The sequence below is a fragment of the Paenibacillus sp. FSL L8-0644 genome (assembly GCF_038008165.1).
Taxonomy (GTDB): domain Bacteria; phylum Bacillota; class Bacilli; order Paenibacillales; family Paenibacillaceae; genus Paenibacillus; species Paenibacillus polymyxa_D.
The window spans coordinates 5,227,177-5,250,388 of record NZ_JBBOYN010000001.1 but is presented as its reverse complement, the minus strand read 5'-3'; the positions used below and the strand labels follow the sequence as shown (position 1 = coordinate 5,250,388).

Annotated in this window: 22 protein-coding genes and 1 riboswitch; of the genes, 16 read left to right on the top strand and 6 right to left on the bottom strand. The window is 47.4% G+C overall.

Annotated elements, in window-relative coordinates:
• Nucleotides 1-39: 39 nt before the first annotated feature.
• Nucleotides 40-1,536, bottom strand: a complete 1,497-nt coding sequence (locus tag NSS94_RS23795; RefSeq protein ID WP_029518697.1) for an alpha-amylase — start codon at nucleotides 1,534-1,536, stop codon at nucleotides 40-42.
• A gap of 262 nt (nucleotides 1,537-1,798) precedes the next feature.
• Here NSS94_RS23795 and NSS94_RS23790 point away from each other — a divergent pair, with 262 nt between their 5' ends.
• The 4 genes from NSS94_RS23790 to NSS94_RS23775 all read left to right on the top strand — a co-directional run bounded on the left by NSS94_RS23790 (nucleotide 1,799) and on the right by NSS94_RS23775 (nucleotide 5,806).
• Complete coding sequence (locus tag NSS94_RS23790) at nucleotides 1,799-2,626, top strand: HNH endonuclease (RefSeq protein WP_341040265.1); 828 nt, start codon at nucleotides 1,799-1,801, stop codon at nucleotides 2,624-2,626.
• Nucleotides 2,627-3,170: 544 nt separating this feature from the next.
• Entirely contained in the window at nucleotides 3,171-3,602 is a 432-nt protein-coding gene (locus NSS94_RS23785) for a DUF1641 domain-containing protein (RefSeq protein WP_029518696.1), read from the top strand.
• 27 nt (nucleotides 3,603-3,629) lie between these two features.
• Complete coding sequence (locus tag NSS94_RS23780; RefSeq protein ID WP_029518695.1) at nucleotides 3,630-4,811, top strand: NAD(P)/FAD-dependent oxidoreductase; 1,182 nt, start codon at nucleotides 3,630-3,632, stop codon at nucleotides 4,809-4,811.
• 191 nt (nucleotides 4,812-5,002) lie between these two features.
• Complete coding sequence (locus NSS94_RS23775) at nucleotides 5,003-5,806, top strand: copper amine oxidase N-terminal domain-containing protein (protein WP_341040264.1); 804 nt, start codon at nucleotides 5,003-5,005, stop codon at nucleotides 5,804-5,806.
• A gap of 79 nt (nucleotides 5,807-5,885) precedes the next feature.
• Here NSS94_RS23775 and NSS94_RS23770 read toward each other — a convergent pair whose 3' ends face one another.
• Together NSS94_RS23770 and NSS94_RS23765 are read right to left on the bottom strand one after the other, a co-directional pair.
• Complete coding sequence (locus NSS94_RS23770; protein WP_341040263.1) at nucleotides 5,886-6,929, bottom strand: stalk domain-containing protein; 1,044 nt, start codon at nucleotides 6,927-6,929, stop codon at nucleotides 5,886-5,888.
• 255 nt (nucleotides 6,930-7,184) lie between these two features.
• A complete protein-coding gene (locus tag NSS94_RS23765; protein ID WP_068939077.1) occupies nucleotides 7,185-7,361 on the bottom strand; it encodes a CsbD family protein in 177 nt (58 codons plus the stop codon).
• 156 nt (nucleotides 7,362-7,517) lie between these two features.
• Here NSS94_RS23765 and NSS94_RS23760 point away from each other — a divergent pair, with 156 nt between their 5' ends.
• Together NSS94_RS23760 and NSS94_RS23755 are read left to right on the top strand one after the other, a co-directional pair.
• Nucleotides 7,518-8,033: a DUF2179 domain-containing protein gene (locus tag NSS94_RS23760; protein ID WP_013312523.1), complete on the top strand. Its 516-nt coding sequence runs from the start codon at nucleotides 7,518-7,520 to the stop codon at nucleotides 8,031-8,033.
• Nucleotides 8,034-8,180: 147 nt separating this feature from the next.
• A complete protein-coding gene (locus NSS94_RS23755) occupies nucleotides 8,181-8,393 on the top strand; it encodes a cold-shock protein (RefSeq protein WP_025721956.1) in 213 nt (70 codons plus the stop codon).
• A gap of 122 nt (nucleotides 8,394-8,515) precedes the next feature.
• Here the strand turns inward: NSS94_RS23755 and NSS94_RS23750 are convergent, their stop codons facing one another.
• The 3 genes from NSS94_RS23750 to NSS94_RS23740 all read right to left on the bottom strand — a co-directional run bounded on the left by NSS94_RS23750 (nucleotide 8,516) and on the right by NSS94_RS23740 (nucleotide 12,114).
• On the bottom strand, nucleotides 8,516-9,529 hold the full coding sequence (locus tag NSS94_RS23750; RefSeq protein ID WP_029518692.1) for a substrate-binding domain-containing protein: 1,014 nt from the start codon (nucleotides 9,527-9,529) through the stop codon (nucleotides 8,516-8,518).
• Nucleotides 9,530-9,742: 213 nt separating this feature from the next.
• Entirely contained in the window at nucleotides 9,743-10,942 is a 1,200-nt protein-coding gene (locus tag NSS94_RS23745; protein WP_318627716.1) for a glycoside hydrolase family 130 protein, read from the bottom strand.
• Complete coding sequence (locus tag NSS94_RS23740; RefSeq protein WP_165145809.1) at nucleotides 10,939-12,114, bottom strand: AGE family epimerase/isomerase; 1,176 nt, start codon at nucleotides 12,112-12,114, stop codon at nucleotides 10,939-10,941. The genes NSS94_RS23745 and NSS94_RS23740 overlap by 4 nt, the downstream gene beginning before the upstream one ends.
• A 233-nt stretch (nucleotides 12,115-12,347) precedes the next feature.
• Between NSS94_RS23740 and NSS94_RS23735 the strand changes: the two genes are divergently transcribed.
• The 10 genes from NSS94_RS23735 (at nucleotide 12,348) to NSS94_RS23690 (ending at nucleotide 23,210) form a co-directional block, all read left to right on the top strand.
• Nucleotides 12,348-13,667, top strand: a complete 1,320-nt coding sequence (locus NSS94_RS23735; RefSeq protein WP_341040262.1) for an ABC transporter substrate-binding protein — start codon at nucleotides 12,348-12,350, stop codon at nucleotides 13,665-13,667.
• 67 nt (nucleotides 13,668-13,734) lie between these two features.
• Nucleotides 13,735-14,619 carry a carbohydrate ABC transporter permease gene (locus tag NSS94_RS23730; protein ID WP_039271802.1) on the top strand — a complete coding sequence of 295 codons (885 nt, stop codon included), beginning with the start codon at nucleotides 13,735-13,737 and terminating at the stop codon, nucleotides 14,617-14,619.
• A 2-nt stretch (nucleotides 14,620-14,621) separates the two neighbouring features.
• Complete coding sequence (locus tag NSS94_RS23725) at nucleotides 14,622-15,455, top strand: carbohydrate ABC transporter permease (protein WP_023990883.1); 834 nt, start codon at nucleotides 14,622-14,624, stop codon at nucleotides 15,453-15,455.
• 59 nt (nucleotides 15,456-15,514) lie between these two features.
• Entirely contained in the window at nucleotides 15,515-16,564 is a 1,050-nt protein-coding gene (locus NSS94_RS23720; protein ID WP_341040261.1) for a glycoside hydrolase family 130 protein, read from the top strand.
• Between the two features lie 19 nt (nucleotides 16,565-16,583).
• Nucleotides 16,584-17,543 carry an acetylxylan esterase gene (locus NSS94_RS23715; RefSeq protein WP_341040260.1) on the top strand — a complete coding sequence of 320 codons (960 nt, stop codon included), beginning with the start codon at nucleotides 16,584-16,586 and terminating at the stop codon, nucleotides 17,541-17,543.
• A 57-nt stretch (nucleotides 17,544-17,600) separates the two neighbouring features.
• Nucleotides 17,601-17,700: riboswitch (purine riboswitch) on the top strand.
• A gap of 69 nt (nucleotides 17,701-17,769) precedes the next feature.
• Nucleotides 17,770-18,948, top strand: coding sequence for an MFS transporter (locus NSS94_RS23710; RefSeq protein ID WP_209947677.1), 1,179 nt, complete (start codon nucleotides 17,770-17,772; stop codon nucleotides 18,946-18,948).
• Nucleotides 18,949-19,028: 80 nt separating this feature from the next.
• Entirely contained in the window at nucleotides 19,029-19,172 is a 144-nt protein-coding gene (locus tag NSS94_RS23705; RefSeq protein WP_165145821.1) for an RAxF-45 family protein, read from the top strand.
• A gap of 103 nt (nucleotides 19,173-19,275) precedes the next feature.
• Complete coding sequence (abc-f, locus tag NSS94_RS23700) at nucleotides 19,276-21,339, top strand: ribosomal protection-like ABC-F family protein (RefSeq protein WP_341040259.1); 2,064 nt, start codon at nucleotides 19,276-19,278, stop codon at nucleotides 21,337-21,339.
• Nucleotides 21,340-21,684: 345 nt separating this feature from the next.
• Nucleotides 21,685-22,413 carry an ABC transporter ATP-binding protein gene (locus tag NSS94_RS23695; RefSeq protein ID WP_318627712.1) on the top strand — a complete coding sequence of 243 codons (729 nt, stop codon included), beginning with the start codon at nucleotides 21,685-21,687 and terminating at the stop codon, nucleotides 22,411-22,413.
• Nucleotides 22,410-23,210 (top strand): ABC transporter permease, encoded by an 801-nt coding sequence (locus NSS94_RS23690; RefSeq protein WP_318627711.1) that lies wholly within the window; start codon nucleotides 22,410-22,412, stop codon nucleotides 23,208-23,210. The genes NSS94_RS23695 and NSS94_RS23690 overlap by 4 nt, the downstream gene beginning before the upstream one ends.
• The last annotated feature ends 2 nt before the right edge of the window (nucleotides 23,211-23,212 follow it).

The following is a 23,212-nucleotide window of genomic DNA, read 5'->3' as shown; positions in this document are numbered from 1 at the left end:
CGCTTCCTCGCATCCTGTCCTCTTTGTGTTGGGTATAGATTAAGCGTTCGCTTCTTCTTCTTCTGATTCCTGGCTGTCTTCCTCTGCGGGAAGTGCCCACACCGACACACTGCCGGCACGAACGGGAAATATGCCGTAGCCATCCTGCCCGATCTTTACGATATGATCGTGATGCCCGGTCAAATCTATCCATTCTTCCCCTGCACGTTGTTTACCTACGAACATGCGCTTTTCCCCGTCATTTGCGTTGGTGATCACCACAGCACATCCGGAGCCTTCCAACTCAGGCACGCCTTGACGAACCCATCCAATCGTATGGGGATCATCGAAATAATCTTTTTGCTCACCATAAGCTTTATGGTACCGGGCATATAGTAGCGGGTCTAGCTCAGCTTGCTTGCCTTTCACGGGCGTTTGCCCCTGAATACCGTAGTAATCGCCGTAGAACACGCAGGGATAACCGTCCTTGCGCAGCAAGATAAGTGCATAGGCGCTGGGCTTAAACCAGTCCTCCACCCAGGATTCGAGCGCTTCGTGCGGCTGGGAATCATGATTATCGACAAAAGTAACCGAGTTCAGGGGATGGGTATGAACCAGCGTATCCTCGAAAATGGTGCTTAGATCGAAATCCTTGCCACCCAAGGAAGCGCTATGTAGTTTGTAGTGGAGGGATACGTCAAACAGGTCGATTTTATAATCAATGGTATCCAGGAACTTTTGACATGATTCCAGATCCGGTTTCCAAAACTCGCCTACCATATAAAAATCCTGCCCGCGTTTTTTAATCATTTCTGTAGCAAACTCTCGTACAAATTCATGATTAATATGCTTGATTGCATCCAGACGGAATCCGTTGCATTGCAGAGTATCCACCAGCCATTTGCCCCAGCGGATCATCTCTTTGCGCACATCCTGATGATTATAGTCAATATTGGCGAACATTAAATAATCATAATTGCCGAATTCATCATCTACATTTTCGCTCCAGCTTTTATTTTTACCTAAAATACGATAGATTCCTGTCCGGTCCTGGCTCGCATCGTAATCGGTTCCGTTAAAATGTTCAAAGTTCCATTGAAATGTGGAATACTTCCCTTGTCGGCCGGGGAATGTAAATTTAGTCCAGCCTTCGATATCAAAGGGCTCGGAAATGACCTCATTGCGGTTATCCGGGTTGACCTCGACGACCTTGAATACTTCGGTTTCATCCGCACCAGCTTTATGGTTCATGACCAGATCGACATAGACGGCCACACCGTGACGAACGCAGGCAGCAACAGCTTCCAGCAGGTCTTCCCTGGTTCCGTATTTGGTGCGCACCGCGCCTTTTTGGTCAAATTCGCCCAGATCGTAAAGGTCATAGACGCCGTATCCCGTATCCTCGGGCGACTGGCCTTTGGTGACAGGTGGAATCCATATCGCGTCAATTCCTTTGGCCTTCAGTTCCGGTGCCAGGCGGGCAAGCTTCTTCCAGTGAGAACCGTCAGCTTCGACATTCCACTCGAAAAATTGCATCATCGTATGGTTCCTTTTCATGTGCGTCCCTCCTTTATATATAACAAGTTACCCACCAAGTGAGGGGGGCTAAACGTCAGACGGTCAATATGATGCTGAATGAAGAACAAGGATCGCTGTATAACGTATGCTAAATCATTAAAATTTGTTATACCTGAGTGTTCATAATGGCTCAATAGCTAGAAAAGGGAACGTGAAAACGGTAAAATGAATCTAACTTAACAATAGTTCGGGTTTTGGGCAAACCGTGGAGCGCAGGCAATAGAAGAAAGGAGGGGTGGACGTGACAGAACCGCAGCAGAATAAGGATGAAACGAGCAAACCGCTGATAAAAAAATGTACGTATTGTCAGAAGATGAAGCCTCTAACGGACTTTCAGCGCAGAACGGGTCGCCGGGCGGGTCCTTATTCCCGGCGTGGTCCTTGCCGTTCCTGCCGGGGGTTGGCCCCGCAAGAACGTGCGGCTACGTCCGCTCCTTCCGGCGAGGAAGCGAACCTCTCGGCTGCTCCCGTGACGCAACATAGCCTTGAAGCAAATACGGCTGTGCACAGCCTGGAGGCGTCACTACCTATGGAGGCACAGCGCCCCCGCAGGAAGCCGGTCACGGATAAAGCACGTGAGCGCCATCGGCAACGGGTTCGGCATCTGCTTAGCAGGCTGAAGCCTGCGGATACTCGGGCGTTGCGGCTCAATCGTAATGGCATGATTCGGCTAAGAGGTAAAACCGATCAGGGGAGACGCTGGCATCAAGAGATTGAGCTTGATCTGGCCATGACCCTGGTCAGAGAGCGTATGGCGGTGATTGTTAATCCTTACACCGTGCGTAGACTGTATAGCAACAAGGAGTTTCGCCAATATGTGCTTAAGCGTGACCGCTATACTTGTTTCTTTTGCGGAGGCTACGGTGACACGATTGATCATTTACTGCCTCGGGCAAAAGGGGGTCATACGACGCCCGTCAATTGTGTATGTGCTTGCAATGAATGCAATCAAGTTAAGGCTGCCCGCGATGTAGATGAGTTCATTGAGTCTGGTGTGCCACAGCCGTCTCCTGATGATTTCGAACCACCTGATATTCCTGATGCTTCTGAAGACACCCTACGTAGGTAGGGCGATTCTGCCAATGCAGCTTGTTCGCCCGACCCACAAGTGGTGATGATCGGGCCTCCGTATGAATATATTTTGGGTTATTTTCATATTATCGAACTGAAACGTACGCTCTCTATTACCCTCCTCTAGTCTAAAATGACCCTTTTTCAAGGGAAACTTGGACAAAAATCGAGCTTATTCTAATTTTTATCTAAAATAACAATAAAAAATTTGCAGAAATTTGTGCAAATTTAAAATTTCTTCGACGATTGTGTTGTGAAAGGTGTAATATAGAGGTATAGGGTTCCGTTTCGGCCTGTTGTAGTCACGAAGGAACGCTTCGTGGGATATTCCGCAGCAGTAACAACAGAATAACGTCTGAGCAATATACAATTGGCATCTGCGATAAATCAGTCTTGCCCTTTAGGGTATAGGCCGGTTTAAGCTGTGCTTCTTGCATGTTTAAGGGCGTGAATTCAATGAACGTTTTATTGCTAGAGTTTATGGATACAGGTTACGAGAGAGGATGGACTTCTATTTTCACAGTAAAGGAGGACGTTCACGCATGTCTGAAAACCAACAAGAGGTGGCAGTAACACAAGAAGCTACCAAAGAGTCTCGGGATGTACTGGACCAATTGATGAAACCGGAGGTTCAGCAATCGCTGACCGTACTGGTAGAGAATCTGCCAAAGTTGACTGAGATGGTTACTTTGATGACCGACGCTTATGATGTAGCTCGCAGTCTGGCAACTGACCCTGTCTTTATCGGAGATATGAAAAACTCCATGGGAGAGTTTGTGAAGCCTGTAACAGAATCGGCTAAAGGATTGGCTTCTGCTGCGATTGAAGCAAATGACCGTGTACAAACTACGGATGGCAGTGTAGGTCTGTTCGGCCTGCTCAAAATGCTTAAAGATCCGAATGTACAAAAAACGCTGCGTTTCAGCCAGGCTTTCCTGGATATTCTGAATGAGCGCCAACGCGAAAGCAAATAATTACCTGATCGAGAACGGAGGATGGACATGTCGAAGCAAATTTTGATCTTGGGCGGCGGATACGGCGGATTGCTGGCCGCTCTTACAGCACGCCAGCATATGGACGCTAGTCAAGCAACCATTACAGTGGTTAACCGCTTTGCGTCGCACCAAATTATTACGGAACTGCACCGTTTAGCGGCAGGTACAATTGCCGAAAAAGCTGTGGCGCTTCCTTTGGAAAAACTGCTGCGTAACAAAGAAATTATCCTGAAAGTGGATACGGTTTCGGAAATTAAGCCTGACGATAAAAAAGTAACCCTGGCCAGTGGTGCTACATTGAGCTATGACGCTCTCGTTATCTCCCTGGGAAGCGAAACGGCATACTTCGGTATTCCGGGACTGCAAGAGCATAGCTTCACGCTGAAATCCGTGGCAGAAGCCAATCGCATTCGCGCACATGTGGAAGCTCGTCTGGATGCTTACAAGCAATCCGGTAACCAAGCGGACGCTACAATCGTTATCGGTGGTGGCGGTCTGACTGGCGTTGAGCTGGTGGGCGAATATGCTGACAAATTGCCTGCAATTTGTCGCGAAAAAGGTATTAACTACGAAGATATCAACTTGTATTGTGTAGAAGCTGGACCATCTATTTTGGCAGGCTTCCCTCAACCACTGGTTGATCGTGCAGTTACAAGCCTTGAAAAACGTGGCGTTCAAATCGTAGCGGGTGTTCCGATTACAGAAATGAAAGCAGACGAAGTTCTCCTGAAAGACGGACGTTCGATCAAAACGAACACACTGATCTGGACAGGCGGCGTACAAGGTAATGCACTGGTTGGCGCATCTGGTATCGAAGTAAACCGTGGTCGCGCAACTGTGAATAGTGCACTGCAATCGACTTCTCACGAAGACATCTTCCTCGCTGGCGACAGCGCAGTGGTGTTCCCGGCTGAAGGCGAGCGTCCATACCCTCCAACTGCACAGTTGGCTTGGCAAATGGGCGAATTAGTTGGTTACAACATCTTCGCTTATTTCAACGGAGCGAAAATGGAAAGCTTTACACCGGTATTCTCCGGAACACTGGGCAGCTTGGGCAGAACAGACGCGATCGGTACTGTAGGCGCGAATGGCACCCAACTGAAAGGCGCTGTAGCTACTTTGATGAAAGAAGGCAGTAACATCCGTTACTTGTCCCATATCAAAGGACTTTTTGCATTGGCCTATTAATATTTCTTACTTTTATATGCTTTATCCAAAGAGAGTGCAATTCTGTACTCTCTTTTTGTTTTGCAGTTTAATCCATTATAAACCAGTATATGTAAAATGTCATGTGTATTTTTGGATATATGTTGAAAATTATGGTTGATCTGATATTTCTGTGGCAGTACACTAGTAACGAACAATACGAGGAGGGCATTATGAAAATCAGGTTATTAATCTGCTTTATGATTGTATTAAGTTTTGGTGCTACCAACATGAATTTGGTATCTGCTCAAGCTCAAGGACAAACGCCCATACACCTGAAGGTCAATGATCATTACGTTTTATATACCTATCCTGCATCACCTTTTGTGGATAAGAAGGGGAGACTGCTTATACCGCTCCAAGCGGCTGAGGATATACTGGGCGGCAAAGTAAGTTATAATGCAGCGAACAAGACGGCTGCTGTTGATCTGTTGGGGCGTAATGTAACGGCTACGATCGGGTCACCCGAAATATCAGTTAACGGTGAGTCGGTGACAATGGACACAGTCCCCATCATGCTGAGTAATGCAATGTTTTTACCGGTATCCATTTTGTTGAAAGATACAGATGCGAAGATGGAGTGGGACCCTAAGCGTGAATTATTGTCACTAAAGCACGATAGCTTTACGGAAAGTCCTGTTCTTATGAAATTTAAGGGACAAGACCTGGCTCAGGTCATGGATGCGAACGCGTTTAATCTTACTTCCTTTGATTGGGATCGAAAAAAAGGCGTATTGGATATTTATGCTACGTACGAGAGCAGCTTATCACCCGACTTCAAGCAAATCGACTTTAATCCCATGATTGTGTTCAGCAAAGGGGGCCATAGCGTATATCCTTATTCTAAACCCAGTATGTTTTACAAAGTGAAAATCACCACTCCTGGTAATTTGGTTTATACGAGAAATATCGATACAACCGATGCGGATAAAGACTATATAAAATATATTACTTCTGTAGGCAGATTGATTGAGTAGTGGAATATATGTTGCTTGTACATCACAAAAAAGCGACAAAGGCTTAAGGGCCTTTGTCGCTTTTTTTGAGAGATTAATCTTAGAAGGTAATGATTTGACTATTGTTTCCTTTATTACGTACATATCCAACGACTTTGGATACAGACTGTTTATCTTTAAGATAATCAGTAACGCCATCTGTCAGGTTGTTTCTTTGATTGTTCGAAAGTTTATTCCAGTCATCCGAATTTACATAAACCTCGACGATAGCTTCATTGCTGTCGCCTCTTACGGTGAAATCAAAGCCGACCCCATTATAGGTGCCATATCTATCGGACAAGTTACGTTGGATCGTACTTGCATCCAGAGAAGAAGCTACATCCCTCAAAGAAACCTTGCCTCTGCTGTTGATTGTAAAGGTTGCCATTTTATCCCTATTACTGGAGTTTTTAACCGTACCCTCTATATCGGCATCTTTATACTCTTTCAAAATATCTTCACCGATGTCTTCAAGGAAGGTTTCCTTTCTGCTGTCAGATAGCTCAGTCCATCTGGATTTTGTCATTTCGATGGTCACTGAAATATCTTTTTTGTTACCATCCAGCGTGATATCCGAGTTGGTGTTGTAATCATCGCTGTGATCATCGTTCAGTTTCTTTTGGAGATCCTTCAAGGTACTAGAGCTATTTTTGCTCGCTTCATCTTTTAGCGTCTGATTGTCTTTTTGCAATTGAGCGATGGTAGCGTCCTTCGTCGTGTTTGCTGCTTTTGCTGTGTTGAGCTCCTGAGTCAGCGTCGTAATCTGGTTGTTCAACGCCGTAACTGTAGATTGATCAATCGGAACGCCGTTGTCAGCAATGACTACGCGTTTGTTTGTACCATCCCATGTTACTTTTTTATCCAAAGCTGTACCTGCCAGCTTCAGTGGGATATACGTTACGCCATCCAGCAGGAACGGTTCTGTTTTGGCATCAGTAGGAACCTCGGTTCCGTTGTAGATGATTTTAATATTGTTATATACTGCTTGGATCGGCTTAGTCACTTGTGCGGCATATGTGGATTGGCTGAAAAGAGCCCCGGATATGGCCAAGGCGGATACGGCAGTGATGATGACAGGTTTTTTGATAGATTTCAGTGATTTCATTCGTTGGTCTACCCCTTTATTTAAGAATTATAGCCTGGTTCATAGACTAGAGTAACATTAATGCCTACAAAATCCAACAGCTTGGAGAGTCATTATGGGTTGTGCTTATATTGGTTAGACGCAACAGCAACCATAAAAGTTGCCCTGTTTGCGCAAAAGTTTTTCCAAAAGTATCCGAACAACACAAAACAAGCCCGCTGCACAAGACAGCGAGACTTGTAGGTAAAACAGTGCGCCGAAGTTATCCATTCAGGATTATTTGCCGTCCTTCAGTTTGCCTGCTGTTTCCTGAAGATGGCCTTTGGCCTTATCCAGTTTACCTTCGGCTTGAAGGGATTTATTATCGGTAGCGTTTCCGATTTGGTCCTTGATTTCACCTTTGGCTTTGTTCACATTACCTTTGATTTTATCGCTAATTCCGTTATCCTTCATGTTGAAGCCCTCCTTATGTGATCGAACTTTCATTCAGCATGCTGTAGTTAGTCATTACCCGAGCAAGGGTAATACGAAACCAGAGGCTGTATATCACAGACGGGGGTATAATGTTGGATACGGGTTAAATCAGAACGTGAAGTGGGGAGTGAGCGCATGCTCAAAATTTTATTATTTATTCTCGTTATTCAAATTATTTACGTATCGGCGTATACACTGCGCATGATTCTGACGCTGAAAGGACAGAAGTACATTGCTGCGCTCATTAGCACCGTAGAAGTTACGGTCTATGTATTGGGCTTGAATGTTGTGCTTAAGTATCTGGATCAAGTGGCAAGTCTAGCGGTATACGCCATTGGCTATGCATTGGGTATTCTGATTGGAGCATGGATTGAGGAAAAAATAGCGCTTGGTTATGTCACTGTTAAGGTGATCAGCAATGAGATTAATGGAGGAATTGCCAATGCGCTGCGGGACAAAGGATACGGCGTTACAGCCTGGCTGGGCAGTGGGCGTGATGGAGAGCGCCTGGTGATGGAAATTTTGGCTAAACGGAAAAACCAGAATAGGCTGTATCAGTCCATTCTGGAGCTGGACCCTAAGGCTTTTGTCATTACGGTAGAGCCGAAGCAATTTCATGGCGGCTTCTGGACCAAGGCTATCCGTAAATAAACATTTTGGTAAATTGCGCATATTTTTTGGAGCTTGGAGCATATTAATACCCGCACAGGTGAATTTTTTAAAAATCCTGGCACAGGTGGGGATTAACAGTAAAATGACAGGGGATATTACCCTATAAAAAACCGAGGGGGGATATAGATGTACAGACGCCAGGCCCCGGAAATCATTCCAGAGGAAAATACGGCTATTTGGTCGTGTACAAATGAGGGTTGCAATGGCTGGATGCGAACGGATTTCACCTTTTTGAACGAGCCAGCTTGTCCATTTTGCCAAGCCTCGATGGGGCAGGAAATGCGGATGTTGCCGATTCTCAATCGGGCGGGCAATTCCTTTGTCGCCCAGCGCTCCTAATCCAGGATTCTGCAAGATCCACAATGGAAAGTGAGTACGATGATCACACTGCAATACTTATGAACGTCAAAAGCCGCTCCAGCGACATGCTGAGCGGCTTTTGGTTGTGGAATATTTGATGATCATGGCCTCTCGATGGGCTGCACGGAGTCACGATATACAATATGACCCTGCACCAGGACCCGACCAAAGCGACTGCCGGGATGGCTTATTTTTTTCATCATCGAATCAATTGCGGTACGTGCCATCTGCTCGATGTCTACTCCGACTGTGGTCAGTTGCGGAACAATAAGAGTGGCGTATACATCATTGTCAAAGCCGACCACAGAGCAGTCTTCAGGTACGCGGTATCCCAGAGCAATGAGCTTGTGCACCAGATTGTGAGCGACCTGATCGCAATTACATACAAAGGCAGTCGGCAGCGGCTGAGGAAGCTCCATTTCAACATAAGAGCCTTCGTCGTCCCGGTCACTGAGAACCCACTCGTTACGGAGAGGCAACCTGTGCTCCAGCAAGGATTTATAGTAGCCGAGGAAACGATCCTGAATACTACTGGTGGAATAGAGGTTGCCCACATATGCAATATCCCGGTGTCCCTGGGCGATCAAATAGTTGGTCAGCTCATAGGCTCCGTAAAAATTATCCGTCACCACGGAGTCGATATCGGCATGCTCATCATAAAAATCGAGAAACATTTTGGGCAGTTCCATGGTTTGTACAAGCTCAATATATGGCTTGCTCACTTGGCCTAGGAGAATGAAGCCGTCCACCTTACGGTCGTAATAGATACGTGGCAGATTAAGCTGTTCCTCGTCTTCGCGATGGAGGATGTGAAGGATGCCGTAGTAGCCGTATGGCTCCAGTGCCCGTGAAATTTGCTGGTAGATGTGCAGATAAAACGATTGGCCAGGGCCGGTAAAACGTTCCGGAATGACAACACCAATGTTATAGGTGAGGCCCTCCTTCATGGACTTGGCAACGGTATTGAAACGATAACCCATTTCGCCCGCGAGCGTCTTAATACGCTCTTTTAGCTCCTCGCTAACCCCATCCTTGTCATTGAGCGCCTTCGACACGGTCACGCTGCTTACTCCCAGCTTATCTGCAATATCCCGCATCGTTACGTTGCTCTTCATTCCTGTTCCGCCTTCCAATTTTAAAAAGATAAGCATCTTGCCTAAATCCAAAGAATGGATGCAAAATGCTGGGGGAATATATTAGTAGCTTAGCTGCCTGTAAAGATACAAAGACTGGCAGCGTAGCTGCCCATAGAACAACAATTAGCCTGCGGGTAACAGTTGTTCTATGGATAGTATACATGGTTCCGCAAGCAGGATAAAGCCTGCGGCTTATGTCTGCTGAGAAGGACGGGAGTGCGCTTTCAATAGCGCTTCATTGTGATGAATCAGATCACGGCGAACAGCGGCGCTGCTGAGAGAGCGCAGCGGGTCGGATGGTGTATTGAAGGTGTAGTCCTCCAGTCGAGCGATGGTGGTTGTCGCTACGTGGATACGGGTGTCACTGGAAGCGTAGTAGATAAAGACTTCATCTTGCTCGTTAACAACAGCCCCGTTGCAAAAAATAACATTCGAAACGTCGCCCACGCGTTCCTCATCATAAGGAGCTAGAAAGTGCCCACCGGGCTTAGCAATGACGCGCGTAGGGTCTTCCAGACTGGTGGCAAAGGTATACAGCACATACCGCAGCCCGGCGGCCGTATTGCGTACCCCGTGAGCGATATGAATCCAGCCGCGGCTGGTCTTAATCGGGGCAGGCCCCTGTCCGTTCTTGGCTTCGTACACCGTATGATAACGGCGCTCATCAATGACGGTTTCGTGTTCAATCACGGGCTGTGTAATATCTTTGCACAGGCCGAAGGCAATGCCACCGCCCGAGCCGGTGGAAATAAACCCGTCCTGAGGACGAGTATAGAAGGCGTATTGACCGTCCACAAATTCAGGGTGCAGAACAACGTTGCGCTGCTGTGGGGACTGGGTAGTAATGTTGGGAAGCCGGGTCCATGTACGAAGATCACGAGTACGGACCAGTCCGGCCTGAGCGACAGCACTGGAGGTATCGTGAGGTGGCGCGTCAGGATCCTTTTTTTCAGAGCAATAAATACCGTAAATCCAGCCGTCCTCATGCTTCACCAGCCGCATATCGTACATATTTGTTTCTTCTGGGTCGATATCCTCCCATACTAGGGGGGCGTCAATGAATCGAAATTGATCAATGCCGTTATCGCTTTCTGCCAAAGCGAAAAATGATTTTCGATCCAGTCCTTCGGTACGCGAAACAAGAATGTATTTTCCTTCATGATAGATCGCCCCTGGATTCAATGCTGCATTTACACCCAGCCGCTCCATGAAAAAGGGATTAGTTTGCGCATCCAGATCGAACCGCCAGTGAAGTGGAACATGATGGCGTGTGAGCACTGGATAGAGGTAGCGTTCGTAGATACCATTGTAAAAGGTAGTTTTAACCTCATTAGGGCGTGTAATCAGTTCCTCTTGCTGCAATAGTAGCTCATCGTATTTGCTATGAATCATTGGTTTTCCATCCTTTCTAGCATTTCTATGCAAAATCGGCTGTTGTGATAAGGGCACTTCCAGGGTCCTGCAATCTCTCTCGCATCAGGCTTACCATCCGCTTGAACTGACCAGAACCATTCGCCTCCGGGGCGAGGATCTATGATATATTGCCGAGTATAGGCCCACAGATTACGCACAATTTGCAAAAATCGTTCGTCATTTGTACGTTGAAACGCATTGTAAAAACCAACCATCCCCTCGGCCTGCACCCACCAAATACGTGAGGTGTCTACCCGCTCTCCTTCTCGCTCGTTGATGAGCGATCCGTCTGGCTGAACAGCACGCTCTGCTACCGCATTGGCAATATCCATCACCATGTCCAGGTATTCTGACGGGTAATAACCCAGCACATTCATAGCGTCCTCAATCAACCAGCTGGCTTCGATGTCGTGACCATATGAGGTCAGGTCAAGCAGAGAGCGCCATTCACGATCGAAGAATACCCCCAATCGTCGGGCAGAAGCATCGTAAACACGACGATATAAAATATCCAGTACGTTCGTCAGTGCATCTCGAACCTCTTCATTTGGCCAGACGCGCAGCAATTGGGTATACGCTTCCAAAACATGAATATGCGTATTCATGGTGATATGCGCGGTAACTCCATTTTCGCTGAGCAGCTCATTAGGCTGCGTGTTCCACAAGCGGTCATATTGCTCGCCGTATGCCTGCCGGGCGGGATCATATCCTTTTTGCTCCAGCAGGTGGAACAGCTCCATAGCTAGTGGCAATGCATTCGGGTCGTCTGTGGCACGTGCATACTCTGCTAGCGCATAGATCGCGAATGCCTGCGCGTATACATGCTTGCACGTGTCCACGGGTTGCCCGGTGTAGTCCACCATCCAATACATTCCTCCATGTAATGGATCAAGCAGGTGATCTCGCAGGAATGTGAATGCATCTCGTGCGGCTTCTGCATAGGTATCTTCCCCTGTTACACGAGCAGCCGCCGAGAAGGACCAGAGTAGCCGTGCAGTGGCAATCCCGCCTTTGTCGGCTTGGTTATGAGTGTGCAGATCCACATCCACCTCGCCGTAAAACCCACCGTGTGTCTCATCCTTCAGTCCAAGCCAGAATGGGAGTATGTGTTCCTTCCATTCCTGTCTAATTTCGTCCAGTAGTGTTGCCAAGAGACAAAGCCTCCTTCGGGAAAAATATTAGGTTATCGTTAACTTTACAGAATTATCATATCTAGCTGTTTGTAAACTGTCAACCATGCTAAATTGGTGTTTTTTCATAAGATGCGGCCCATTCCATTTCACAAAAAAGAATATTGCAATTGACATAGTAAGCGCTAACATAATAAAATGATTTTGTTACTTTAACGATAACCTTATTAAAAAACAACAGGAGGAGTCGTCTCATGAAGTTGTCCAAGGTTTTGATGTCATTACTATCTGTGGTTTTGTTAGCGGGGCTGTTTACTGGCTGTACCTCAAAGAAGGATGAGCCAGCTGCCAGCTCTGATCCAAAGGCCGTGGAAGGTGAAATTACGGTTATCACACAGCGGACAGATATTGTGGATACGGTATTTCAGGACTACGCCAAGGAATTTAACAAGCTTTATCCGAACGTGAAGGTCAATTTCCAGGCATTGGCCGATTATGATGGTCAAATTAAAATTCGGATGGGGACCAGGGATTACGGGGATGTTTTGCTGATCCCTGGCAGTATTCCAGTTGAAGAGCTGCCCAATTTTTTCGAACCACTGGGTACTTATGAGGAGATGAAAAACAAGTATACCGGCATTGAAGAACGTACGGTGGATCATAACAGCTACGGTATTCCGATTGCGATGGTTTACTCTGGTGTGATTTATAACAAAAAGGTGTTCAAGGACGCAGGAATCACGCAGCTTCCCAAAACACCGGACCAATTCCTGACAGCGTTACAGCAGATTAAGGACAAAACCAAGGCAGTGCCGCTGTTTACGAACTATGCCTCTGGTTGGGCACTGACCCAGTGGGAGTCTAGTCTGGCAACATTGGCGGGTACAAAGGAATACGTGAATGTCACACAACCGAATACAGATGACAATTTCACAAAGGGCCAGCCTCACTATGAACTGTATAAGGTCCTATACGATGCAGCTAAAAAAGGCCTGATTGAAAAAGATCCAACGACTACGGATTGGGAGACCTCCAAGGCAGATCTTGCTCAAGGCAAAATCGGTACGATGGTGCTTGGCTCTTGGGCAATTGACCAGATCAAAAGCACAGCTCCTAACAAGGATGATATCGGTTTTATGCCTTTCCCGACGAATGCCTCCAAGGTACTTGTGCCGCTGGCTGGTGACTTTAACCTCGGTATTAACGTAAACAGTGAAAATAAAGCGGCGGCCCGTGCCTGGGTGGACTGGTTTACCGAAAAGTCCAACTATGCTGTAGAGCAGGCAGGCAGTATTAGTCCGCTGAAGGGTGCTCCAATGCCTAGCATTTTGAAGCAATACGAAGATCAGGGGGTCGTTTTTGAAACACTTACTCCATCTCCAAAAGGACAGGAAGGAATTGTTGATAAAATAGATAAAATGGGAGAAATTGGTCTATGGCAGCCTGATTTCAAGAAACGCATTATTGAGGCAGCGGTGGGTAACCGCCCGGAATCGTATGACGCCATTATGAAGGATCTGAACGATGCATGGGTGAAGGCGCGTGCTGAAGTGGCTGCTAAGGAAGCAAAATAGCCATCTGAACTGACGAAAAGAAAGGATCGACGTAGCAGTCGATGGACGGATAGCCAGGAGGTGCAGCATGTTAAAATTTTCGAATCTCAGCTACTCCAAACAAAGATTGGCGATTATTGTTGCCTTTTCATTTATTCCGCTAGCGCTGCTGATCACTTTTGCGTACTTGCCAGTGATCAATATGTTTAAGTACAGCTTTTCGGACTGGAACGGCTATAGTAAGCGTCTGGAATATGTGGGTTTTGAAAACTATATCAAAATCTTTACCGATCCCGAGTATTTCTCGGTGTTTAAGGTCAGTCTGTATTACTTTGTAGCCACGTTTGTACAGATGGGTCTAGCCCTTTATTTTGCAAGCATTCTCAGCTTTCAGACCTGGTTTAAAAATTTCTTTAAAGGCGTTTTGTTTTTTCCTTCCCTGATGAACGGGGTGGCCATTGGTTTTATTTTTCTATTCTTTTTTAAGCCAGATGGCACGCTCGATACACTGCTTCAGGCAGTGGGGCTGGGTTCGTATGTCAAGCTGTGGCTGGGCAACCCGGAGATTATCAATATTTCGCTAGCGGGCACGTCGATCTGGAGATACATGGGCTTTAACTTTATTGTATTTCTAGGTGCGATTTCTTCCATATCCAGTGATCTGTATGAAGCAGCCGATATCGATGGGGCCAACCGCTGGCATCAGTTCCGCTCAATTATTTTGCCGAGCATCAAGCGGATTTTGCAGTTGAACCTCATCTTGGCCATTAGCGGTGCGGTCAGTGCATTCGATATTCCGTATATTATGACCGGTGGCTCCAATGGTAGCGAAACATTCGTCATTCAAACGCTTGATGTGGCATTCAAATACAGCAAGGTCGGTTTGGCCTCGGCGATGGCGGTTGTTCTGCTGCTGATCGTAATCGCTGTTACGCTGCTTCAACGGTTGCTAATTCGGGGAGAGGAGGACTAATCATGTATAAGCTGAAAAGAATACTGGCTAGCAGCATCAAGTATGCGGCGCTACTACTAGGTGCGTTCATTGCACTGCTACCGATTGTCGTAATTTTGTTTGCATCTTTGAAGACGAAGACTGAATATGCGGCAACCAGTCCTCTGACTCCCCCCGTGAACTGGCTGAATTGGGCTAACTATACCAAAGCCTTTATTAACGGAAATATGCTGACCGGATTTGTGAACACAGCTTTTATCCTGTTGATTTCGATCATCGGAGCCACGTTAACGGGTTCCATGATCGCGTATATTTTGAACCGTTTTAAATTTAAGGGCAAAAGTCTTATGCTAGGTGCGTTCCTGCTCGCGACCCTCATTCCGGGGGTAACGACACAGGTATCAACATTCCAGATTATTAACAAGCTGGAGCTGTTTAACACGCCTTGGGCGGCGATCTTGCTGTATTTGGGAACGGATATTATTGCGGTGTATATTTTTCTGCAATTTCTGGATTCCATTGCGGTGGCGCTGGATGAATCGGCCATGCTGGATGGGGCCTCCTATCTGACGATCTACTGGCGGATTATCTTGCCCCTGCTGAAGCCTGCCATTGTGACGGTGATCATTATCAAGGGCGTTAATATTTACAACGACTTTTACACCCCGTTCCTGTATATGCCCAAAACAAGCCTTCAGGTCATATCGACGGCGCTGTTCAAGTTTAAAGGCCCCTATGGATCACAATGGGAAGTCATTAGCGCGGGCATTATCATTGCCATTATTCCGACGTTGATTGCCTTTTTATCCTTACAAAAATATATCTATAACGGATTCGCTCAGGGTTCGGTGAAATAGAATAACGACGAAATAAAAAAAGATGAGATCAAGTATCTCGGTGAGAGGAGAATATACGTATGAATAAATTGAATGTGGATTTGGGAGTAAATAGCGTGCGAATCTTGGGAGACAGTCTGCCGAAAATGCCGTGGCAGGATAAGCCAGAGGGCAGTGAGGCTCCGGTATGGAGACATACTGAGAATCCGGTCATTGGGCGGAATCCGGTGCCGGGCATTGCCCGTATTTTCAACAGTGCAGTAGCTCCGTATGAGGGACGGTTTGTAGGGGTATTCCGGGCTGAAACAATTAACGGACGTCCGCATTTGCATCTTGGCTGGAGTGACGACGGGTTGGCTTGGGACATTGAGACAGAACGGTTGCATTTGGTTGATGAGGAAGGGAACGATTACCAACCTAATTATGCTTACGATCCGCGTCTGGTCCGCGTGGAGGATACGTATTATATCATCTGGTGTACAGATTTTTACGGTGCAGCGTTGGGGATAGCCAAAACAAAGGATTTTAAAAGTTTTGTACGATTGGAAAATCCATTCTTGCCGTTTAATCGTAATGGTGTGCTGTTGCCCCGTAAGCTAAACGGAAACTTTATGTTGCTATCCCGTCCGAGTGACAGTGGACATACACCGTTTGGCGACATTTTTCTGAGTGAAAGTCCTGACTTGGTCTATTGGGGCAAGCACCGTCATGTCATGAGTAAGGGCGGACAGGGCTGGTGGCAATCGGTAAAAATTGGCGGCGGACCGGCACCGATTGAGACGACCGAGGGCTGGCTGATGTTCTACCACGGGGTGACAGGCACGTGCAATGGGCTGGTATACAGCATGGGGGTAGCCGTTCTTGATCTGGATGATCCATCTAAGGTTAAATATCGTTCCTCCAACTTCGTGCTGACCCCGGAGGAATGGTATGAGGAGCGGGGCTTTGTGCCGAATGTGGTGTTCCCGTGTGCTACGCTGCATGATGCGGACACTGGAAGAATCGCAATTTATTATGGAGCCGCTGATACGTATGTAGGTATCGCATACACGACAGTATCCGACATTATGAAGTATGTCATCGCAACGGATGAAGTGGTCGGAGACGACCGTGAGTCGGGCCGGATGTAGCATGTAGGAGGGAACGTGAATGCCGGAGGATATGTCTTTACAGCAATTGCAGTCGTACATGGGGAGCAGCCCAAAGCCCCCTGATTTTGACACATACTGGGAACGGGCGCTACTGGAGCTGGAGCAGCAGCCACTGGAATATACACTGGAGCCTGCTGATTTTGTCTCTCCGCTGGTGGAGTGTTACCATCTATATTTTACCGGAGTGGGCGGAGCAAGGGTTCATGGGAAGCTGGCTCGTCCCAAGCATCTTACGGAACAAGGTCCAGCTTTGGCCATGTTTCATGGATATTCCTGCGACAGTGGTGATTGGTTCGACAAGGTAAGCTACGCGGCACACGGATTCACCGTGCTGGCTATGGATTGCCGGGGGCAAGGAGGGCTGTCCGAGGACAATTTGCAGGTTCAAGGAACGACGGTGCGCGGCCATATCATTCGAGGGATTGACGACCCGGACCCGGATCGGTTGTATTACCGCAATGTATTTTTGGATACGGTACAGGCGGTGCGCATTCTAATGTCTATGGAGCAGGTCGACCCTGAACGGATCGGTGCATTTGGCTGCTCTCAGGGAGGGGCCTTAACGGTTGCCTGCGCTGCATTGGAGCCGCGTGTCCGTGTGGCGGTCCCGGTATATCCGTTCCTGTCGGACTATAAAAGAGCTTGGGCGCTGGATGCTACTACATCTGCATATGAAGAACTGGTTTATTATTTTCGTTGGTTTGATCCGAACCATCTGCGCGAGGAGGAACTATTTCACCGACTAGGCTACATCGATATTCAACATTTGGCAGACCGTATTCGTAGTCGTGTGTTGTTTGTGACAGGGCTGTCGGATATCATTTGTCCACCCTCCACGCAGTTTGCGGTGTACAATAAAATCGTATCAGGCAAGGAAATACTCCTGTATCACGAATACGGTCATGAGTATCTACCTTATCTGTCGGATCGTGCCATGAGTGAATTTTTGCGGCTGTAGGGGGTTGAACTTAGCCACAGGCTCCTTTATAGTAATAGCTATAACCTTCGTGAATGCGTAATAAATGAATGCCCCATTTGTATAACCTCAATAATATGGTTTGAGGGTCTCTACCAGGAACCGATAAATCCTGATTACAAAAAGTGTACGTCTTGTACATTTCTTGTGGTCAGGATTTTTTTGCGTAATACGAGGGAATTTACATGACAGCAAAGGAGCTAATGTAATGAACTTCAAAGTAGTTATTTTAACGATTGCGACCTTTACGGTGGGGTTGGTGGAGCTGATTATCGGTGGCGTGCTGCCCCAAATTGCACAGGATTTGAATGTCTCCGTAAGTACGGCAGGACAGCTTATCATGATCTATGCGCTCGTGTACGCTATTGCTGGGCCAACTTTGTTGGCGTTGACCGCCAAAATCGAACGAAAACGACTGTACCTGTGGTCGATGTTTATCTTTATTCTGGGAAGTCTGCTGGCCTTCTGGAGTCCGAATTATGCAGTCTTGTTTGTATCCCGTATCATTACCGCTGCAAGCGGGTCGCTGATCGTGACATTGTCACTGACCATTGCAGTCAAAGTGGTGTCCAAGGCTTATCAGGCCCGTGTCCTCGGTGTCATCTCCATGGGGGTTAGCTCCTCCATCGTGCTTGGTATTCCAGCCGGGGTGCTGATTGGAAATGCGTTTGGCTGGCGGGTGCTTTTCCTGATTATTGCCTTGTTGACGGTCGTTGCTATGATCGTTATCAACTTGTTTATGGAACGGATTCCGACGGAACATGTTGTGCCTATGCGTGATCAATTGAAATCCTTAAAAAATGTTAAAGTCATCAGTGCTCATCTGGTGACCACGCTGACACTGGCGGGCCACTACACGCTATATGCGTATTTCACTCCGTTTTTAGAAAATATGATGGGTTTAAATGCTTCGTGGGTTAGTGTGGCCTATTTTGTCTTTGGGCTGGCGGCAGTGAGCGGTGGTTTTATTGGCGGTTCTTTGGCAGATAGGTTCGGGACAGCGAAAAGTATTCTAGTCGTCGTAGGCGTGTTTATCGCCGTGATGTTCCTGCTGCCACTCTCAATCCACTCGGTTTATGTATTTGCGCCATTATTGATCATCTGGGGCATACTGAGTTGGGCCTTGTCGCCCCCGATGCAAAGCTATCTTATTGAAAATGCGCCCGAATCGGGTAGTATTCAGCAAAGCTTTAATTTCTCCGCACTCCAGGTCGGGATCGCTCTGGGTTCTGCCCTGGGAGGCGTAGTAATTGAGAATAGTGAATCTGTTGCCACGAACGCTTGGGTGGGTGGGGCATTTGTGATTGTTGCTTTTGTCTGCGGCGTATTTTCGATTACCAGAGTCGGGACATCGCAGGCTGTCAGAGGGCACCACTCTGTTTCATAGTTCGCTGAACCATCGCCCTCTTTTATAATACGAGCAAACATGATATACTACACACAATTATGAAGAAGGAGGTGAGGTAGGTGAATCACGAGATGCTGAACAACCGTATTAGCCAGCTGCCGATTGCTATGGCTGGCATTGTTCATGCTTTTCCATACAACGGGAGAAGTCTGTCCAATTTTAATCATATGGTTGTAAACATCGCGAGAAGACGCCTACCTTAACTCGAACGGATTGCTGTATCTTCCGAAGAGTCGCGGGGTTGCACCTGCGGCTCTTTTTGTATTACCCGGGTAAGGGTCTTCCTAAATAAAGGAGAGCCTGAACATGTATATAGTTAACGGTCAACAATTGAAAAAATACCACGCTGCCAATCTGATTTTGGATGGTGCATCGTTTGAAATCCATATGGGAGAAAAGGTGGGACTCATCGGCCGCAACGGAAGCGGTAAAACCACCCTATTACGCCTGATCGCACGTTTGTCCCGCCCGGATGAAGGGCAGCTCGTCATCGCCAAGGATGCGAAAATCGGCTATTTACCGCAAATTCCGGCGGAGTTTGAGAGCTTCACCGTGTACGAAACGCTGGCTTACGCCTATCGTGAGCTGAAGGATTGCCGCAATCAGATGAGCACACTGGAACGGGAAATGTCAGATCCGATTGTGGTAGCGGATACGGGTCTTCTGGAGAAGCTGCTGCAATCGTATGCTTCCCTACAGGAACGGTTTGAGCGCAACGGCGGCTATGAAATGGATGCAAATATTGATCAGGTAGCGGATGGTCTGCGTATTCCCAAAGGAATGTATACGCGCAGCTTCGGCTCGCTGTCTGGTGGAGAGAAAACAAAAATAGCGCTGGCATCACAGCTCATCGGACGACCGGATTTGCTGCTGCTGGATGAGCCGACCAACCATCTGGATTTGAAAGGGCTGGAATGGCTGGAGCAATTTTTGCAGGGCTACACAGGCGCGTGTGTGGTTGTATCTCATGATCGTTATTTTCTGGATCGGGTTGCCGTTAAAATGATTGAGCTCGAGGATGGCGAGGCGTTTACGTATTATACGAACTACAGCGGCTATGTTAAGGAAAAGGAAGAACGGTTGCTACTGCAATTCGAAGACTATAAGGAACAGCAGAAGCGAATCAAAAAGATGAAAGAGGCCATTCGGCGTTTTGAAGAGTGGGGTCGCAACGGTGATAACGAAAAGTTTTTTAAAAAAGCAGCCTCCATTCGTAAAGCACTGGACCGTATGGAGCTGGTAAAGCGGCCTGTACTGGACCCGCAGGGGGCAGAATTTCACTTAAAGCTGGAGGATCGTTCCGGTCGCCGGGTGCTACAGTTTGAAGAAATCGTTAAAGCCTATGGAGAGCGTCAGATATTAAACGGGGCAACGGGCAGCCTGGAATTCGGTGAAAAGGTAGCCTTGTTGGGCGATAACGGCGCAGGTAAAACGACGCTGCTCAAGCTGTTGCTTGGTCAGGAAAGCGTAGATGCAGGCACGGTCCAGTGGGGCACGCGCGTAGAGTACGGATATTTGGCGCAGCAAGAGAGAGAACGGAATAGCCGGGCGACTGTGCTTGCTTACTTCAAGGAAGAAGCAGGGGTGGAAGAAGGCGAGGCACGCGGATTGCTAGCGAAGTATTTATTTTACGGTGCCGATGTGTTTAAACCCGTGAGCATGCTGTCCGGTGGCGAATGGTCCCGCTTGCGGCTGGCGTTGCTGGTCATGAAAAAGCCAAATTTGTTGGTGCTGGATGAGCCGACGAACCACCTGGACATTGACTCACGCGAGGCGCTGGAAGAAGCGCTGGACACCTACACGGGAACGGTGCTGGCGATTTCGCATGACCGCTACTTTGTGAACAAGCTGGCAGGGCGCGTGTGGGAGCTGGAGGCTGGAAAGCTGACCTTTTATCTAGGTAGCTTTGATGAGTACCGAGCGAAGAAGCGTGAGCTGGAGAACGCTCGTTTACAGAGCGACGGGGATACCGGGACACGCCCGACATCTGCAAGCAGAGCCGCATCGGGTGGCAGCTCAGGCTCGGGCACAGCTGCACATTCTAGCGCAGCGAGCAATGGCGCGGGGACGGCTGCGCGGGCAGGAGCGACCAGCGGAGCCGATGCGAGCCGTGCTCGCTCCGGGTCGGCAGGTCGCTTGGGGGCACCCGGAGCGAAGGCCGCGAAGCCAACCCGCTCGCCCGCTGTGTCCAGCGAGCGCTTGGAGCGAGCGATTGCCGCCAAAGAAGCAGAATTGGCGGCGACAGATGCCGAGCTGGAGCTGCTCGGCACAAGCAGCGACACGATGCACATGGCGGAGCTGTGGGACGCGCGTGAGCGACTGCAAGCTGAGCTGGACACGTTGCTCGGCGAGTGGGTTGAACTGGAGTAGGTGACAGACCGGTTGCTGGAATGGCAACGGTATATTTACTATAGAGGGTAGTCCTGAGGTAGAACGTTTACTGAAGGGCTACCTTTTTTTACAGTGTAAAGAAAGACAAAGATATCCTTAAAAAAATTAATGACCATTAATTAAGATAAATGGTATTGATGTATTATTGTTATTATATTTTACATATAAAGAGAGTTGTTTGCATTTCGCAACATGTGATACTTTTTAAATGAATAAATAATATGAGTCATTGTTAAAAGAAGTTTATGTTATCCATCATGATCTTACATATCAAATGCACGCGTTGGGACTATGTTGTGATTTGTTATGGATGGAGGGAATCGTATGTCGGACTTCTTACTGGAGGTCAGTCAGGTAACGAAAAAAATGGGGAAAAGGCATTTGTTAGACCGTGTTTCCTTTAAGCTTCAGAAAGGGAAGATATATGGATTCATCGGACCTAATGGAGCTGGCAAAACCACAATGATGCGAATCATGACCGGATTAATGCAGCCAACCAGCGGCTCTGTAAAGATAGCTTCATATGATGTACAGACGGATCGGAAAAAGGCGTTGTCCAAGGTGGGGGCTATTATTGAATCTCCAGTCTTTTTTGATTATATGACAGGCAGACAGGTTTTGCGCAATTTGTCGCGGTTACACTCTGAGATTGCGCCCTCAGATCGGGAGATACATATTGAAGAGTTGCTTACAAAGGTGAGGCTGGAAACACGGGGAGATGACAAGGTGAAAACATACTCGCTGGGAATGAAGCAAAGGCTAGGTATTGCGCAGTCCATGCTGGGTGCTCCAGAGCTTTTGTTGCTGGATGAACCGTCCAATGGACTTGATCCTATGGGAATGCGGGAGCTGAGAGATATTGTGCTTCAACTACGTGATTCAGCGAATTATGCCTTTTTTATCTCCAGTCATCTGTTGGATGAACTGCAACAGATGTGTGACGAGCTCATTGTTATCAAAGAGGGCAGGCTAGTTTGGCAGGGGCCTGCTGATCAACTCGTGGAGGACGGTCAACGGCTAGAGGATGCTTTTATGGGATTGATGGGACTATGAAATCATTAATATACAGTGAGTTCGAGCGATTATGGAGACGAAAGTGGTTCTGGCTCATGGCGTTATGTACGCCGATCCTAGCCTGTTCAACAGGAGTATATTTCTTGCGCACGAGGAAGGTTCCTGTAGAGGTATTATCTTTAAACTTTGTCGTTACTGGTCTGCGTGAGAATTTGTTTTTAGTATGCAACATAGCTGTAGCTGCTTTAGCTGCTGCTGTATACACAGAGGAATTTCGAAGCGGGCAACTGCGTTTGTTATTTGTGCGCCGATTTACCCGCGGGCAGATTTTCTGGAGTAAGTTACTGGTTTTGAATGCGTCTATCTTGTTTCTTCTCATTGCATTTGCAGTATCCTCGCAGGTGATCGTCGAAGTATGGACTCTGTCATATGATATAAGTGATGCGGGGCTGTCTGGATATCAAGGACTGCAGATGCTTGAATACTATGGTTGGGCACTTGCCTCATTATTAGCAATAAGCTCCTTCTATTGTTTTATCGCGATGTACAGCAAAAGTGTAACGTATGCCATCGGTGTTTGTATGGTATACAATCTGGGCTCTCTGTTGTTTGATTCGTTGTATTTAAAACTGGCCTCTTTTGTTTCTCATATCCCATACCTGCACAATGTGATCGCATTTATGATTGTTCCGTATATGCAGCATACAGGATTAGATAGGTCCTTAATGGGGAATTTGTCTGTGAATGGGGCGATTATTACCGTTGTTAGTCTATATCTTATCTTGTTTACTTGGGGCGCATACCGCCGTTTTGTGACCGATGATTATCTGTATTAGGG